13 protein-coding genes are annotated in these 16,073 nt (G+C 69.9%); 3 read left to right on the forward strand and 10 right to left on the reverse strand.

Translation table 11 applies throughout. The annotated features are described in order from the left end of the window. Positions 1-24: 24 nt before the first annotated feature. The 3 genes from OHT21_RS11785 to OHT21_RS11795 all read right to left on the reverse strand — a co-directional run bounded on the left by OHT21_RS11785 (position 25) and on the right by OHT21_RS11795 (position 4,518). On the reverse strand, positions 25-840 hold the full coding sequence (locus tag OHT21_RS11785; protein ID WP_328768220.1) for a GNAT family N-acetyltransferase: 816 nt from the start codon (positions 838-840) through the stop codon (positions 25-27). Positions 841-879: 39 nt separating this feature from the next. Next, positions 880-2,814, reverse strand: a complete 1,935-nt coding sequence (locus OHT21_RS11790) for an IucA/IucC family protein (protein ID WP_443050347.1) — start codon at positions 2,812-2,814, stop codon at positions 880-882. A 186-nt stretch (positions 2,815-3,000) separates the two neighbouring features. Continuing rightward, on the reverse strand, positions 3,001-4,518 hold the full coding sequence (locus tag OHT21_RS11795; protein ID WP_443050348.1) for a diaminobutyrate--2-oxoglutarate transaminase family protein: 1,518 nt from the start codon (positions 4,516-4,518) through the stop codon (positions 3,001-3,003). A 323-nt stretch (positions 4,519-4,841) separates the two neighbouring features. On the opposite strand from OHT21_RS11795, the gene OHT21_RS11800 reads away from it, so the two are divergent. After that, positions 4,842-6,074 (forward strand): trypsin-like serine peptidase, encoded by a 1,233-nt coding sequence (locus OHT21_RS11800; RefSeq protein WP_328768221.1) that lies wholly within the window; start codon positions 4,842-4,844, stop codon positions 6,072-6,074. An 85-nt stretch (positions 6,075-6,159) separates the two neighbouring features. On the opposite strand, the gene hflX is transcribed toward OHT21_RS11800, so the two are convergent. From hflX to miaA, 6 genes are all read right to left on the reverse strand, one after another. Further along, positions 6,160-7,653: a GTPase HflX gene (gene hflX / locus OHT21_RS11805; RefSeq protein ID WP_328768222.1), complete on the reverse strand. Its 1,494-nt coding sequence runs from the start codon at positions 7,651-7,653 to the stop codon at positions 6,160-6,162. A 186-nt stretch (positions 7,654-7,839) separates the two neighbouring features. Continuing rightward, positions 7,840-9,381 (reverse strand): M1 family metallopeptidase, encoded by a 1,542-nt coding sequence (locus OHT21_RS11810; RefSeq protein WP_328768223.1) that lies wholly within the window; start codon positions 9,379-9,381, stop codon positions 7,840-7,842. Positions 9,382-9,482: 101 nt separating this feature from the next. Continuing rightward, positions 9,483-11,639: a RelA/SpoT family protein gene (locus OHT21_RS11815; protein ID WP_328768224.1), complete on the reverse strand. Its 2,157-nt coding sequence runs from the start codon at positions 11,637-11,639 to the stop codon at positions 9,483-9,485. A 169-nt stretch (positions 11,640-11,808) separates the two neighbouring features. After that, complete coding sequence (gene dapF, locus OHT21_RS11820; protein WP_328768225.1) at positions 11,809-12,678, reverse strand: diaminopimelate epimerase; 870 nt, start codon at positions 12,676-12,678, stop codon at positions 11,809-11,811. Between the two features lie 41 nt (positions 12,679-12,719). Continuing rightward, positions 12,720-13,217 carry a hypothetical protein gene (locus OHT21_RS11825; RefSeq protein ID WP_328774050.1) on the reverse strand — a complete coding sequence of 166 codons (498 nt, stop codon included), beginning with the start codon at positions 13,215-13,217 and terminating at the stop codon, positions 12,720-12,722. 108 nt (positions 13,218-13,325) lie between these two features. Continuing rightward, positions 13,326-14,264: a tRNA (adenosine(37)-N6)-dimethylallyltransferase MiaA gene (gene miaA / locus OHT21_RS11830; RefSeq protein WP_328768226.1), complete on the reverse strand. Its 939-nt coding sequence runs from the start codon at positions 14,262-14,264 to the stop codon at positions 13,326-13,328. 182 nt (positions 14,265-14,446) lie between these two features. Here miaA and OHT21_RS11835 point away from each other — a divergent pair, with 182 nt between their 5' ends. Together OHT21_RS11835 and OHT21_RS11840 are read left to right on the forward strand one after the other, a co-directional pair. Then, positions 14,447-14,737 carry a hypothetical protein gene (locus OHT21_RS11835; RefSeq protein ID WP_328768227.1) on the forward strand — a complete coding sequence of 97 codons (291 nt, stop codon included), beginning with the start codon at positions 14,447-14,449 and terminating at the stop codon, positions 14,735-14,737. 24 nt (positions 14,738-14,761) lie between these two features. Then, positions 14,762-15,037, forward strand: a complete 276-nt coding sequence (locus OHT21_RS11840) for an antitoxin (RefSeq protein WP_328768228.1) — start codon at positions 14,762-14,764, stop codon at positions 15,035-15,037. Between the two features lie 223 nt (positions 15,038-15,260). Here the strand turns inward: OHT21_RS11840 and OHT21_RS11845 are convergent, their stop codons facing one another. Continuing rightward, on the reverse strand, positions 15,261-16,004 hold the full coding sequence (locus OHT21_RS11845) for a class III extradiol dioxygenase subunit B-like domain-containing protein (RefSeq protein ID WP_328768229.1): 744 nt from the start codon (positions 16,002-16,004) through the stop codon (positions 15,261-15,263). Between the last annotated feature and the right edge of the window lie 69 nt (positions 16,005-16,073).

Genomic DNA, 16,073 nt, shown 5'->3' on the forward strand with positions numbered 1-16,073 from the left:
AGCGGTGTACCAAAAGTGATGGCGCTACAGCACATCGCGCAGGGCCCGGTCTCGGACCATGAGGGCGGCCCGTTTGTCGGGCAGGTCGACCTCGGCGGAGAACCGGAAGCCGGCGCTCAGGAAGGCGGACACGGAGGGGGTGTTGCGAAGATCGGGTTCCGCGACGACGCGTGTGCATGAGGGGCGCCCGTCGAGTACGAGGTCGGAGACGGTTCTGAGCAGTGCTGAGCCGAGTCCCCGTCCGCGGTTGGCGACAGCACCGATGAGGAGGTGGATTCCTGTGTCATGGAGACGAGCGGGATAGTGGCGGGCCAGCGGGTCGAGGTCCGCGCGGTAGATCTCCCAGTAGCTCATCGGGGTGCCGTCCAGTACGCCGAGACAGGGAACGCTGCGGCCGTCCCCGTCCAGCTGGGCGCGCAGGTGATCTTCGGCGACCGTCTCGGGGCCGGCCAGCTCCCAGAACGCCGAGACAGCGGGGTCGTTCATCCAGCGGCTGATGAGCGTCAGGTCACGGTCGATGCGTACGGGGACGAGCTGGAAGTGGCCGACGGGGCTAGCAATGGGGCCCCAGCCGCCGACGCCGTCGAGGAGGTCGTCAATGGTTGGGGTGACGGTCGTCGGCGTGACGGGGCCAGGCGCCGCCATGCCGTTCCCTTGGCCCTGTTCCGCTGCGCACTCGGCTCCCCTGGCTGCTGCGGCCTCCTCGGCGAAGAGGGCGACGAGTTCGTCGGGCAGACGCAGGTCGAGTGTGTCCTCGCTGTCCACGTCGGAGCCTGGGTCGCTGCCGAGGGGGGTCATGGGGGCGGTACCGGCGTCGGTGCTCGCATCGGTGGGAGGCACGGCGACGCTCCTCTCAGGAGTCGGGGTGGGTCATGTTCCTCAGTAGTGAAGGGGGTTGGCGATGGTGACGTAGACGGACTGGGTGTCCACCGGGCCGATGAGTTCGTCGAGCCCGTGCAGCCGGGTCAGCAGGTTGGCCTTGCAGCGCAACACGGGTGAGTCGAGCAGGCATGCGGGCAGGGGTGTACGCAGCCGGGCGGGGCCGGAGGCGACGTCGGCGAGGAAGCGGCGGAAGGCGGCGAGCAACAGCCGCTCGTCGGCGAGGCCTTGGGAGCCGAAGGCGCCGATGAGGCCGAGCACGTTGTTGATGGCGAGGTAGTAGGCGAAGCGTTCGTCGGTGACCTCGTCGGAGACGAAGGTGTCGCTGTGCTCGCCGATGCCGGGGAGCCGATTGTCCAGCTCCGCGTGCCGGGACTCGCGGAAGTAGTAGCCCTGGTTGTCACGGTAGCGGCCGCCCGCGGGCCAGCCCTGCGGGTCCAGCAGGACCAGGGTGTTCTGCTGGTGGGCCTCCAGTGCGATGCCTGCCTCGCTGTCCAGCCAGAGGACGGGGCGGATCACCTGTTCCAGGTAGCGCAGGAACCACTCGGTGGCGACGGCGCCGCGCGAGCGTCCGGTGTGCCCGGCGAGGCGGGTGACGATCTCGCTGAGCCGTGACCGCATCGTGGGTCTGCCCTGCCCGGATGCGGACGGTTCGCCAGACGGGTCCGCCGGCCTGACCGAGACGAGTCCGGCGATGCAGGAGACGGAGTCCGTCGGCGTGAACGGGTTGTGGCGGATCATCACGTCGAGTCCGGCAACGGGGCTGCCGTCCGGGTCGTCGACGGCGAGCCAGGCCGGGTCGCGGACGATGTCGAAGCCCGGGTGCGCTGCCTGCCACTGTTCGGCGAGGCCAGTACGCAGCAGGCGGTGGACCTCGACACCGCGGTGGAGTTCCTTGCGGAGGTTCTCCCGGCGGGAGTTGGTGATGCACAGGCCCAGGGAGAGCTTCAGCATCGCGGGGGCGCCGGAGCGGTAGAGGGTGCGTACGGAGGAGGTGGGGTGCCAGGGGGCGCCATGGGGACCGAGGTCCTGGAGCAGACCGGCGTCCAGCAGTTTCGCCGTCGCGGAGCGGTGGCGGACCTCGCGGATCTGCCAGGGGTGCATCGGCAGCGCGGCGTACCCGTCGGGCAGCGGCAGTCCGGAGCCGGCGAGCCGGGCGGCGAGCTGCTGAGCGGGTACAGGACGGCCACGCTCGGTCCAGGCCGAGTCGGTGGCGAGTACGGAGGGAGCGACAGCCATCCAGTGCAGAGGGAAGGAGCCGCGTGACTCGGGTGAGTAGAGCCGGGATTCGGCCTCGGAAAGTCCCTCGCGGCTCTTCGGGGTGGGGTGCAGCGGGTGACCGAGAAGGAGCGACTGTTCGGCGGAGAGGAAGAGATCCAAGCCGTCGGCGGGGTGCTCCCTGCGGTCACGGATGAACTCGACGGTTCGCTGGGCGGAGTCGGCGACGCGACGCACCAGGTCGCCGCTGTCGCCGGCCTTGGCCTCCGCCCCGCCCTCCGGACCGTTCGCCAGGGTTTCTCGTGCGAGGAGCGCCGCAAGCGTGGCCCCGTCTGCGGGGGGTGCCTGGTGGGGGGCGTCGGAAAGGTGGGGGAGGCCGAGGCGGTGCCAGCCTGTGGGGGACCAGTAGTGCACCAGGACGACCAAGGCTGTGCCGCTGGCGGGGAGTTGGATGCGGAGGATGCCGTCTTTCGGAGCAGGGAGGTTGTTCTCCCGTACCCAGCAGCGCAGCAGGTTCTCCACGGCTGCGGCTTGGGCGGTGGTGTACGGATCGGGATGATCCAGCGGGTCCGGGCCGACGGCGGCACCGTGCAGCCGTGCGGAGTTCCCGGGCGCGGGTCCGGGCCGCCCCTGCTGGCTGGGGATGGATTCTGCTCCCGGGCCCGGCTCGAAGGTGCGGGTGCCGGTGTGGCTGTGTGGTGCAGGGATGGCGTTCAAGTGGGTTTCCTTGGGAGGTGGTTCAGGGTTGTGCTGCGACGAAATGGGGCTGTTCCGGGCTTCGTTGGACCTGGGCGTTTCGTGGTTGCTTCGGGTGGTGTGATGTCGGCGTCCCCGTGGCGCCTGCGTGGAGGTCGGGCTGCTCGGCGATGCCGTGCGGTTTCATCGCGGGGCGGCCAGCCCGGCTCACTCGGCTCGTTCCGCGCGCCCGGCCGACTCGCCAGGTGCGCGCCGCGGACTCACGCGCCGACTGCCGCCACGTCCGCCATGCTCAACACCCCGCGATCGCAGGCCAGTTGGCGCCTCCGCGACCGCCTCGACCGCGTCCGACAGCCGGTCGAGCACCGCGTTCGCCTGCTCGTCGGTGATGGTCAGAGGCGGGAGCAGCCGCACGACGCCGGAGTGTCGTCCGCCGAGTTCCACGATCAGGCCGCGGCGCAAGCACTCCCGCTGCACGGCGACCGCGACTTCGGGGGCGGCGTGGCGCGGCCCGCCGCCGGTGGCCCCGGCGGCTGCGGCGGCCTCAGCTGCGGACTCGGGCCGCTCCTCGGGGTCGACGAGTTCAACGCCGATCATCAGTCCCCGGCCGCGCACATCGCCGATGCAGGGGAAGTCGGCTGCCAGGCTGCGCAGTTGGGCCAGCATGCGGGCGCCCAGGCGGGCGGCGTGCTCGGCGAGACGGTTCTCCCGGACGTATGCGAGAGTCGCCGCGCCGGCTGCCATGGCGAGCTGATTGCCGCGGAACGTGCCGGCGTGGGCGCCGGGTTGCCACACGTCGAGGTCATCGCGATAGACCACGACGGCCAGCGGCAGGCTGCCGCCGATGGCCTTGGAGAGGACCATCACGTCGGGTGTGATGCCACTGTGTTCCACCGCCCAGAAGGCGCCGGTCCGGCCGACGCCCGTCTGGACCTCGTCGACGATCAGGGGGATGGAGCGGGCGGCCGTGATGTCCCGCATCCGCCGCATCCAGTCGTCGCGCGCCGGAATCACTCCGCCCTCTCCCTGCACCGGCTCCACGATCATCCCTGCGGGACTTGGCACTCCGGACTTGGGGTCGTCGAGGAGGGACTCCGTCCAGCGCGCGGCGAGTTCGGCGCCCCGCTCGCCACCGATACCGAACGGGCAGCGGTAGTCCTGCGGATAGGGCAGGCGCGCGACCCGTACATCCGACGCGCCCCCAGACGTTTCGAGCGCCCCCGCGGTCATGCCGTGATAGGCGCCGGAGAAGGCGACGATCTCGGTACGCCTGGTCGCGGCACGCGCGAGCTTCAGGGCGGCCTCGACCGCGTCTGTGCCCGCGGGCCCACAGAACTGCACGCGCGCGTGGTCGGCCAAACCGGGCGGCAGCGTACGGAACAGCTCGGTGGTGAACGCGTCTTTGACGGGTGTGGCCAGATCGAGGACGTGCAGCGGCGCCCCCGAGTCGAGGACCCTTCTGATCGCTTCCAGCACGACCGGGTGGTTGTGCCCGAGGGCCAAACTCCCCGCGCCCGAAAGGCAGTCGAGGTAGCGCGACCCGTCGGCTCCCTCGATCGTCAGCCCACGCGCCCGGACGGGCACGATCGGCAGGGCGCGCGCATAGGTGCGCGCCGCGGACTCACGCGCCGACTGCCGCCGCAGAATCCCCTCCTGCGCCACGAGTGGGACCTCGGCCTCGCGCATCGCGGGCGCCACGTCGGGCGCAGACTCGGTCACGGCCACGTTGTCGGTCCTCCCGCTGTCCAGAGGCGAGTTGCTCGGCCACCCGGGCGGGCGGCAGGGGACGCACGCAGGCGGAACACCCCCGTACGTACCAACGACGTGGCCTCTGAGGGGCAACGGCGGGACGAAGATCCATGCCGTGACGGAACTGTTGCCGTTCCATCGGAAGTCCCCCACAGCGACGGCATAGTGTGTGGTGCCGTTCGGCGATCCCAATTGAACGGCCAAAACGGTCCCGTCCTATGCAAGTCCGGGACGGCAGATCCGTACGAAGCTGCATATGGCAGCCCAGCAATCTCGTTACGTCCAGGGGGAGTTACACCATGCGATCCATACGCCCGCTCTTCGCCGCCCGTCGAGGGAGGAGCACGCGCCGCGGGCCCTCCCCCGCACTGGCGGCGGTCGGTCTGGCCACCGCACTGGCCCTGACGGCCACCGCCTGTGAATCAAGCGACGACGCGAACGCAGGCGGCGAGGCGTCCGCCTCCGCGACCACCGGCGGCGACGACAAGATCCAGATCCCACAGGACATCCAGGACAGGCTCAAGGAGCACGGGATCGACCTGGACCAGTGGAAGGGCGGCGCCTGGAAGAACTGGGACAAGGACGACTGGCTGCGCGAGGCCGGCGACTTCGTCAACCCGATCATCGAGGACCTGTGGGACCCGGACCGTATGCGCGAGGCCGAGGACCCGGACCAGGGCAAGGGCGTCGACGACAGCGACCTGGCGGGTGACCAGGGGGTCACCGACCCGGAGCCGGCGCCCGTGGAGGCGCAGGCCGTGCAGGCGGCGTACCACGACAACGCCCCCGAGGCGGGCAAGGTGTTCTTCGACTCCCCGCAGGGCACGATGGTCTGCTCGGCGACCGTCGTCGAGGACCCGGCCAACCCGGGCAAGTCCAACCTCGTGTGGACCGCGGGCCACTGCGTACACGCCGGCAAGTCCGGCGGCTGGTACCGCAACATCGCCTTCGTGCCCTCGTACAACAACGACGCCAAGTCGGCGGCGGAACTCACGAACGCCACCCAGGAGGAAGTCGCTCCCTACGGCGTCTGGTGGGGTGACTGGGCGCAGACCTCGGACCAGTGGATCGAGCAGGGCGGCGCGACGGGCGGCCAGGGTGCCTCGTACGACTTCGCCGTCATTCATGTGACGCCGGAGGAGGGCAGCGGCGGCAAGTCCCTGGAGGAGACGGTCGGTTCGGCCCTTCCCGTGGAGTTCGACGCTCCGGCCGTTTCCGAGGTCGGCAGCATCACGGCGACGGGTTACCCGGCCGCGAAGCCGTTCGACGGCGAGACGATGTACCAGTGCAAGGATGGGCCAGGACGGCTCTCACTCGCCAAGTCCGAGCCGACGATGTACCGCATCGGATGCACGATGACCGGCGGTTCGTCCGGCGGCGGCTGGGTGGCGACGGGCTCCGACGGCAAGCCCGCGCTGGTGTCCAACACCTCGATCGGCCCGATCACCGCGGGCTGGTTGGCGGGCCCGCATCTGGGCTCGGAGGCCAAGGGGATCTACGACGCGGTGAGCGAGAAGTTCGCGGGACAGTGACCGCCCGCTGATGCTGAAAGCCCGCCCCCCTGCGCGAGGGGGCGGGCCTTCAGCATCAGCTCTCTGGGTCAGAGGAGCTTCGTGTTCAGACGGCGGGCGCCGGAACGTACGGTGCCAGCTCAGCCGCCAGTTCCTCGTGCACCCGTACCTTGAGCAGCGTGCCCTCCGGGGTGTGCTCCTCGGAGATCACCTCGCCATCGGTGTAGGCGCGGGCGACGAGTCGGCCGTGGGTGTACGGCACGAGTGCCTCGATCTCGACCGAGGGGTGCGGGAGTTCGACGTCGATCAGCGCGAGCAGCTCGTCGATGCCCTGGCCCGTACGGGCCGAGACCGCGATGGAGCGCTTCTCGATCCGCAGCAGCCGCTGAAGCACCAGCGGATCGGCCGCGTCCGCCTTGTTGATCACCACGATCTCGGGGACGCCGGTCGCACCCACGTCGCGGATGACCTCGCGCACGGCGGCCAGCTGCTCCTCCGGCGCCGGGTGGGCGCCGTCGACCACGTGCAGGATCAGGTCCGAGTCGCCGACCTCCTCCATCGTGGAGCGGAACGCCTCGACGAGGTGGTGCGGCAGGTGTCGTACGAACCCGACGGTGTCCGCGAGCGTGTAGAGCCGCCCGGTGGGTGTCTCGGCCCGGCGCACGGTCGGGTCGAGGGTCGCGAACAGCGCGTTCTCGACCAGTACACCCGCGCCCGTCAGCCGGTTCAGCAGCGAGGACTTGCCCGCGTTGGTGTAGCCGGCGATGGCGACCGAGGGCACCTTCTTGCGACGACGCTCCTGGCGCTGAATTTCGCGGCCGGTCTTCAGGGCCGCGATCTCCCGGCGCATCTTCGCCATCTTCTCGCGGATCCGACGCCGGTCCGTCTCGATCTTGGTCTCACCGGGACCGCGGGTGGCGAGGCCGCCGCCCTTGCCGCCGCCCATCTGACGGGACAGCGACTGACCCCAGCCTCGCAGTCTCGGCAGCATGTACTGCATCTGCGCGAGCGCGACCTGCGCCTTGCCCTCTCGGGACTTGGCGTGCTGGGCGAAGATGTCAAGGATCAGAGCGGTCCGGTCGATCACCTTGACCTTGACGACGTCTTCGAGGTGGATCAGCTGTCCCGGCGAGAGCTCACCGTCGCAGATGACGGTGTCCGCGCCGGTCTCGAGCACGATGTCACGCAGCTCTTTGGCCTTACCGGAGCCGATGTACGTGGCCGGGTCCGCCTTGTCGCGGCGCTGGATCACGCCGTCGAGCACCAGCGCACCGGCCGTCTCCGCGAGGGCGGCCAGCTCCGCGAGGGAGTTGTCCGCGTCGGCAGCGGTCCCCGAGGTCCACACTCCGACGAGCACCACTCGCTCAAGGCGCAGCTGCCGGTACTCGACCTCGGTGACGTCCTCGAGCTCGGTGGAAAGGCCCGCGACACGGCGGAGTGCCGCGCGGTCGGAGCGGTCGAACTGGTCGCCGTCCCACTCGCCCTCGATCGGATGGCTCCAGGCGACGTCCTCTTCCATCAGGGCATCGGCCCGAAGACGTTCGGGTTGGTTCTGCGCGAAGCTCTGCTTGTCCTGGGAAGGGGAAGAAGAGGAGGTCATTGGGTCCTTACGTCGATGGGGATACCTGTGGGGCGACGAACTGCCGTCCGTTATCGGAGACAACGTCCGGGGTCGCCGGGAGATTCCCGGCCATGGAGTCCGACCGTCGGATCATGCCGGTGACCCGGGGTGCGGCGTCGTCGACCTGATGATGGTTGCACGGCACGCCACGTCTCGTCACCTGAGTTACCGAGGGCTCTTGATCTGCGTGGTGGAGGGCTGTCGCGCGGGCTTCGTGCCCTTCTGCGCGGGTGCGGCGCTGCGCCATTCCGGGTGCCCCGGCATGGGCGGGGTCTTCTTGCCGTAAAGCCAGGCCTTGAAGAAGGCGTTCAGATCGCGTCCCGCGATGTCCGAGGCGAGTCTCTCGAACTCCGTGGTCGTCGCGGTGCCGTCACGGTGGATCGTCACCCAGGTCCGCTCCAGCCGCTCGAAGGCCGGGCGGCCGATCTCCTGCCGCAGTGCGTACAGGACCAGGGCGCTGCCGCTGTAGAGGTTCGGCCTGAAGATGCTGACCTTCTGGCCGGGCTCGGGGGCCTTGGGCGCTGCCGGCGGGCCTCCGTCCGCTCGCCAGGTGTCGGACGCCCGGTAGGCATCGCGCATCCGTCTCTCGAGGGGCTTGTCTGCCGTCTCGTCCGCGTACAGGGCCTCGTACCAGGTGGCGTGTCCTTCGCTCAGCCACAGGTCGGACCAGGTGCGCGGGGTGACGCTGTTGCCGAACCACTGGTGCGCCAGCTCATGCACCATGATCGACTCGACGTACCACTTCGGGAACTCGGGGCGCGTGAAGAGCTCTCTCTCGAAGAGAGAGAGCGTTTGAGTCTCGAGTTCGAACCCGGTCCGCGCCTCGGCGATCAGCAGCCCGTACGTCTCGAAGGGGTAGCGCCCGACCTTCCGTTCCATCCAGGCGATCTGCTCGGGCGTCTTCCTGAGCCAGGGCTCCAGCTTCTTGCGGTCCTTGGAGGGCACCACATCGCGTACGGGAAGACCGCCCGGCCCGCTCCTGTGCGCCACGGAGGAGCGGCCGATGGACACCTGGGCGAGCTCGGTGGCCATGGGGTGCTCGGTTCGGTACGTCCAGGTGGTGGTCCCCGTGTGGCGGACCGTCCCCAGCCGCAGTCCGTTCGCCACGGCCGTGAATGCGTCGGGCGCGGTGACGCTGATGGTGAAGATCGCCTTGTCGGAGGGATGGTCGTTGCCCGGGAAGACCCGGTGGGCGGCGTCGATCTGGTTGGCCATGGCGAGCCCGTCCTCGGTCCGCACCCAGCCGCTCTCCACGTCTTCTCCGGGCGTCGGATCGCTGTCGTGGCGCACCGTGATCCGCATCCGGCTACCGGGGGCCAGGCGCTCCGCGGGCCTCACGACCAAGTCCTCCTCCGCGCTGCGGAAATCCGCGGGCACACCGTTGACCTCGACGGATCGCACTGTTCCGTGCGAGTAGTCAAGATTGACCTGCTCCAACCAGTCTGTCGTCCGGGCGTCGATCGTGGTGATGGCCGGCAGCGGTTCGCTGTTCTTCCCGGAATAGCTGAAGGCAAGGTCGTACGCCATGACGTCGTACCCGGGGTTGCCCAAGTGCGGGAAAAGGCGGTCACCGATGCCGAGTGGCTCCGCCGGCGCGGGGCCGCTCGCCGCGATGAGGCACAAGGAGGAGACGGCGGCGAGCAGCGCCCTACGGAGCGGTCCGACGGCCTTAGGGAGCAGGTCCCGGGTCCTGGAGGTGAGCGGCATGGACCACGGCTACCAGCGCCCGCCCGGCGTGCGGCGACGACGCGCACCGAGCACACTCGAACGAGTGGCCGATGGCCTGCCGATGGCCCGCTGATGGCCTGCTACGGAGTCGTAGCGTGACGCTGGGCCCGGCCCACGTCGTACACGCCCGGCACGTTGCGCATCGCCCGCATCAGCGCGGGCAGGTGTGCGGCGTCCGGGAGTTGGAGCGTGTAGGTGTGGCGTACGCGCTGCTGGCTGGGCGGTTCGACGGTCGCCGAGACGATGGCGACACCCTCCAGGGCGATGGCTTCGGTCAGGTCGGCGAGCAGATGGGGCCGTCCGAAGGATTCGGCGACCAGCGTGACACGGCACTCCGTGGTGTCGCCCCAGCGCACGTCGACCTCCTTGCGCCCCGCGTCCTTCATGCGCACCACTGCGGCGCATTCGACGCGATGCACGGTCACCACTCTCCCGCGTACGGCGAAGCCGGTGACCTCGTCGGGCGGTACGGGCGTACAGCAGCCCGCGAGGCGTACGGTCGCGCCGGGCTCGTCGACGACGGCGTTCGCTTCGGAGAGCGGCGTGGCAGACCCGTCGACGGTCGGCCTGAGAGTCGCTGCCGGGGTCTCCGCCTCAGGGGTGTCGCCGGGCGAGGGGTGCGTGGCGAGCCAGCGCTGGATGGCGATGCGCGCGGCGGGCGTACGCGCGTGCTCCAGCCACTCCCTGGAGGGCTCCGAGGACGCGTCCTGCCCCATGAGCAGCTGCACGGTGTCGCCGTCCCGCAGGACCGTACTCAGCGTCGCCAGGCGGCCGTTGACGCGCGCGCCCATGCAGGCGTGCGCGTCCTCGCCGTACTGCGCGTACGCGGCGTCCACGCAGCTCGCGCCCTCAGGCAGCCCGATCGTGCCGCCGTCGGGGCGTAAAACGGTGATCTCCCGGTCCTGGGCGAGGTCTTCGCGCAGGGTGGACCAGAACGTGTCGGGGTCCGGCGCGGCCTCCTGCCAGTCGAGGAGGCGGGAGAGCCAGCCGGGGCGGGTGGGGTCGACGCGCTCGCCGTCACTGTCGCCCTGCTCCTCCGAAGGAGGAGCAAGCGGATTGCCCAGGGCGATGACGCCGGCCTCGGCGACCTTGTGCATCTGGTGCGTACGGATGAGCACTTCGGCGACCTGGCCGGACATGGGCGTGCCCTCCGGCGAGTCTGTTCGAGACTCAGGGAGGGCGACGGCCGTGTGCAGCGACTGGTACAGGTTGAACTTGGGAACGGCGATGAAGTCCTTGAACTCCGACACCACCGGCGTGAGGCAGGTGTGCAGTTCGCCGAGGACTCCGTAACAGTCGGCGTCCTCGTTCACGAGCACCAGGAGGCGTCCGAAGTCGACGCCGCGCAGCTTGCCGCGCTTGCGGGAGGTGCGGTGCAGGGAGACCAAGTGCCGTGGCCGGATGAGCACTTCGGCCTGCAGTCCGGCCTCGCGCAGGATCCTGCGCACCTCTTCCGCGATCTCCGCGAGGGTGTCGTCGGCGCGCGCCGCGCTCTCGACGATGAGCCCCCTGGTGTACTCGTACTCCTCGGGGTGCAGGATCGCGAAGACGAGGTCCTCGAGCTCGGTCTTGAGCGCCTGGACGCCGAGCCGTTCGGCGAGCGGGATCAGCACATCCCTGGTCACCTTGGCGATGCGCGCCTGTTTCTCGGGGCGCATGACGCCCAGGGTGCGCATGTTGTGCAGCCGGTCGGCGAGTTTGATCGACATCACGCGTACGTCGTTGCCGGTGGCGACGAGCATCTTGCGGAACGTCTCCGGTTCGGCAGCCGCTCCGTAGTCGACCTTCTCCAACTTCGTGACGCCGTCGACGAGATAGCGGACTTCCTCGCCGAACTCCTCCCGCACCTGATCGAGAGTCACCTCCGTGTCTTCGACGGTGTCGTGGAGCAGAGAGGCGGTCAATGTCGTGGTCTCCGCGCCGAGTTCGGCCAGGATCAAGGTCACGGCGAGCGGATGTGTGATGTAGGGCTCGCCGCTCTTGCGCATCTGGCCTCGGTGCGAGGACTCGGCGAGGACGTAAGCCCGGCGCAGCGGCTCCAGGTCGGCGTCGGGATGGTGGGCGCGATGAGCCTCGACCACATGGCTGATCGCGTCGGGCAGCCGACCGCGGCCCGTGGATCCCAGGAGCGCAGCCCGGCCGAGGCGGCGCAGATCGATGCGCGGGCGGCTCCTCCTGCGATGCGCTTCGGGCGCGATCGGGCCGGGCGTCGCGGGGTTCGTGGCCTCCGCACTCATGGGCACCTCCGACTGCGTTGACCGACGGACGGGGCACCCCATGGCGTACACGGCTCTGGGGATGGTGTCGTTCCCCCGTCCGGGCCGGTGCTTGATGCTATCGAGCGCAACACGCTCGGCTGACCGCCTCACGCCGAGCGTGAAACGGATCACCCATTCGAGCGACGCTTCAGGGGTTTACGGTTTCGAGCCACGGGGCGTCGATCTCGCCCTCGGCGACGATCACCGCGGGTCCGGTCATCTCGATCTCGCCGTCGGGCCGCTCCGTGATCACCAGGCGTCCGCCGGGCACATCGACGGTGTACGTGGCCGGGGCGCCCGTGACGGCGGGATCGGCGCCGTCACGTCTCGCCGCCGCCACCGCCACGGCACACGCGCCCGTGCCGCACGAGCGGGTCTCGCCGGCGCCGCGCTCGTGCACGCGCAGGGCTACATGCTGAGGGCCGCGGTCGACGACGAACTCGACGTTCACCCCGTCCGGGTATGCGGACGCCGGGCTGAACGGCGGGGGTGCCAACAGGTTGCCGGCATGGTCGAGGTCGTCGACAAAGGCGACCGCGTGCGGATTGCCCATGTTCACGTTGCGCGCGGGCCAGCTGCGGTCACCGACGCTCACGGTGACGTCCCCTTCGGGGAGGAGCGCCTTGCCCATGCCGACGGTGATGTCGCCCTCCTTGGCGATGTGCGCCCTCTTCACACCCCCGCGCGTGGCGACCGAGATGTCCCCTTCGGTCACATACCCGGCGCGCTGGAGGTAGCGCGCGAACACCCGCACTCCGTTGCCGCACATCTCCGCGATCGAGCCGTCGCCGTTGCGGTAGTCCATGAACCATTCCGCCTCGGCGGCCATCTCCTTGGCCTCGGGGTGCGCTACGGACCGCACGACATGCAGCAGACCGTCTCCGCCGATGCCCGCGCGGCGGTCGCAGAGGGCGGCGACGGCGGCCGGTGGCAGGTCGATGGTGTTCTCGGGGTCGGGGACGATCACGAAGTCGTTCTCGGTCCCGTGTCCCTTGAGGAAGGCGATCCGCGTGCTCATTCCTCGATCGTACGGGGTGGGTAGGACACCGCGGCCCGGCCTCAGCGGAGGCGGGCGACCCGCCATACGGCCAGGACGACGATCACGGCGACGATCACGGCGTACGCGATCACGACTCGCCAGTCCGGGCGGCGGCCGGAGCCGCGCTGTGGCAGGCCGGGCCAGGTGTAGCCGACGCGGCGGGCGGCCATCATGCCCCAGCCCGCGGCGCAGGAGGAGATCAGCAGGCCGAGCATGGCGATCATGGCCCCGCTGTCGCCGAAGTCGAACGCCAGCGGGAAAGCGAACATCAGGGAGCCGACCGCGGCCAGGCCCACGATGGGCGCGAGCTGCCAGATCCGCAGTCTGCGCTGCGGGCGCAGCTCTACTTCGACCTCGGGCTCCGCGAACATCTCGTCGGGCTCGGGGCCGTCGGCGGTCACACCGCCCGGGGTTTCGTCGGGTCCGTCGGGGCTCAGTCGGTCCCCGTCCGGATCCTGCTGATCCCTTACGGTGTCGTGCTCCGTGCCTTGTGCGGTGTCGCGAGGGCCGGCCTCCATCGCCACGCGCCCTCCCAACTCGGACTCCACTTGGTCGATCGAAGCTCGATGATGGCACGGTGTCAGAGGCCGGGATGACGGGCGGAGCGTCCCGATGCCATGACGTGATCAGGCTGTAACCGGTCGTTCGACCAATGTCAGCGCGTGCCGCGGAAGTTCGGTGAGATCGGCCGCGGCCCCACTGAGCCAATGCACCCGCGGATCGCGCCTGAACCAGGAATCCTGACGGCGCGCGAAGCGCTTGGTGGCGCGTACGGTCTCGGCCCGCGCCTCGTCGTCGGTGCACTCCCCGGAGAGCGCCGCCAGAACCTGCTGGTAGCCGAGCGCCCGCGATGCCGTACGCCCCTCGCGCAAGCCTCGCGCCTCCAGCGCGCGCACCTCGTCGACGAGTCCCTCGTCCCACATCCGGTCCACCCGGCGGGCGATGCGCTCGTCGAGTTCGGGACGCGCCACATCGACGCCGATCTGCACGGTGTCGTAGACGGAGTCATGGCCGGGCAGGTTGGCGGTGAAGGGCTTGCCGGTGATCTCGATGACTTCGAGGGCGCGGACGATCCGGCGTCCGTTGCTGGGCAGAATCGCGTGGGCCGCCTCGGGGTCCGCCACCGCCAGCCGGGCGTGCAGGGCACCCGAGCCGCGCAGAGTGAGCTCCTCCTCCAGGCGGGCCCGTACTTCGGGGTCGGTACCGGGGAACTCCAGGTTGTCGACAGCGCCCCGGACATACAGGCCGGAGCCGCCCACAAGGATCGGCCAGCGCCCCTCGGCAAGGAGTGCGTCGATACGGGCGCGCGCCAGCCGCTGGTACTCGGCCACGCTCGCGGTCACCGTCACGTCCCAGATGTCCAGGAGGTGGTGCGGGATGCCTCTGCGTTCCTCGGGCGTCAGCTTGGCGGTGCCGATGTCCATCCCCCGGTAGAGCTGCATGGAGTCGGCGTTGACGATCTCGCCGCCGAGGTGCTGGGCAAGTTGGACTCCCAGATCGGACTTTCCCGCCGCGGTGGGACCGACGACGGCGATGACCCGCGGGGCGGGGGCTGCACTACTCACCGCAACAGTCTCGCAAACCTCTGGGCCGCTCCTCGAACGAGTTACGTGACGCCACGGGTCCAGGGTCGTTGCCTGTTGCGAGGTTCCAGCCGCCGGTTTTGAGGACCGGCGGCCCGGGCGACGCAATGGGACGCACCGGTCGGCACGGAATTTCGCCCACACGAGTAGGGTATGGAGTTGATATGGGCGTTTTTGCACGGCTTCTTCGGAAAGATAAGCCTAAGTCCAAGGAGTCGGAGGAGGCGTCAACCACCGAGCAGTCGGCCGACACCCTGACGGCCCAACCGGAGGCGAAGACTGACACGACCGACGCGGCTGAGGAGGGCAGGGAGGCGGCTGAGACCGAGGACGAGGCCGCGGAGAAGTCGGCGGAGTCCCCCGATTCCGAGGCATCGGACGATGTCGAGATCCCCAAGCAGCAGTCCGCCGAGAAGGCGGCCGACAACGAGGTCGACGAGGGCGCCCGCCAGTAACTGTCCCGCGAGGGAAGGTGAACCATGGGTCTCCTGGAAAGTCTGAAGACCAAGCTCACGCCCGCCAAGGGGAAGGTCTCGCACCTCGCGCAACAGCACGGGGGCAAGATGGAACACGGTCTCGACAAGGCCGCGAAGCTGGCCGACAAGAAGACCAAGGGCAAGTACAGCGGCAAGATCCAGACGGGCACGGGCAAGGCCAAGGGTGCCCTGGACCGGCTCGCGCACAAGGAGAGTCACAGGACGGACGGCGGCGCGACGCCACCGCCACCCGCACCGCCACCGCCCTCGGCATCCTGAGAGACGGCACATCGGCGGGCGGTCACGGAGCCCTTGGAGGCTCCGGGCCGTCCGTCGTGTTGTCGGCTTGTTGGCCGACGCCCGGCGGCACGCAGACTCAGCGCCGCAACCTGGGGCTCAGCGCCCGCTTGTGACTCAGTGCCGGGCTCAGCTCCACCCCAGTGGCGCTCGGCCTACGCCAGGTCGAGCCACGCCCGCTACGGCCGCTCCCGTCGCCGCGCGCCTACGACCAGGCAGCCACCAAGTACCCCACGCCATAAGGCGCGTCCTCGTACAACAGGGCGCCGCTGAGCCCCACGCCCTCGGCGGCGCCCGCGAGCACCTGCCAGGGCGCGCGGCCGGAGGCCATCAACTCGCGCGCCAGCGCGGCGTCCAGCGCCTTGAGCGCCGTCACATCCGCCGCCGCCAGCGCACGCGCGACCTCCGCGTCGAACCCTGCCGCTCGATCGTCCAGATACCCCGGCGCCTTGAGCGACCGGCACGCGCTGGCGTCGCCCATCACCAGCAGTGCCACCCTCTCGGCCCGCGCGACAATTTCCTTCCCGATCTGAATACACCGCTCGGCCGCGAGAGGTTCCCCCACACCGAGACCTTCTACGGGAGCGTGGGACCAGTCCGTTCGCTGCAGCAGCCAGGCGGCGACGGCGAGCGAGGCCGGAAGCTCACGCTCCGGCGCAGCCGAATCCGTCCTGTCTCCGCCCGGACAAGCACGCGGGCCGACACCGAGGTGCACCCCGAGGTCCACGCCGAACCCACGGAACGAACCCCTCGCGCCCTCCTGATACGGCCCTTGCCCGCTCTGCTCGGCGGGGCCGACGACCACGAGCCGATCGGGGCGGGCGGCGGCCAGTATCCCTAGGGCGTCCTCGCATGCCGCGCGCGCGGAGTCCATCTCGGGCGCCGCGCCCACGGCGACCTCGGGTACGAGCAGTGGCGGACAGGGGCAGACAGCGGCGGCGACCAGCATGATCGCCAGCCTACTGCCGTGGTTCCCAACGGGTTTTCCAGGGCGACTCGGCGGCCCGGAACAGCAAGC

This window comes from Streptomyces sp. NBC_00286 (genome assembly GCF_036173125.1).
GTDB lineage: Bacteria > Actinomycetota > Actinomycetes > Streptomycetales > Streptomycetaceae > Streptomyces.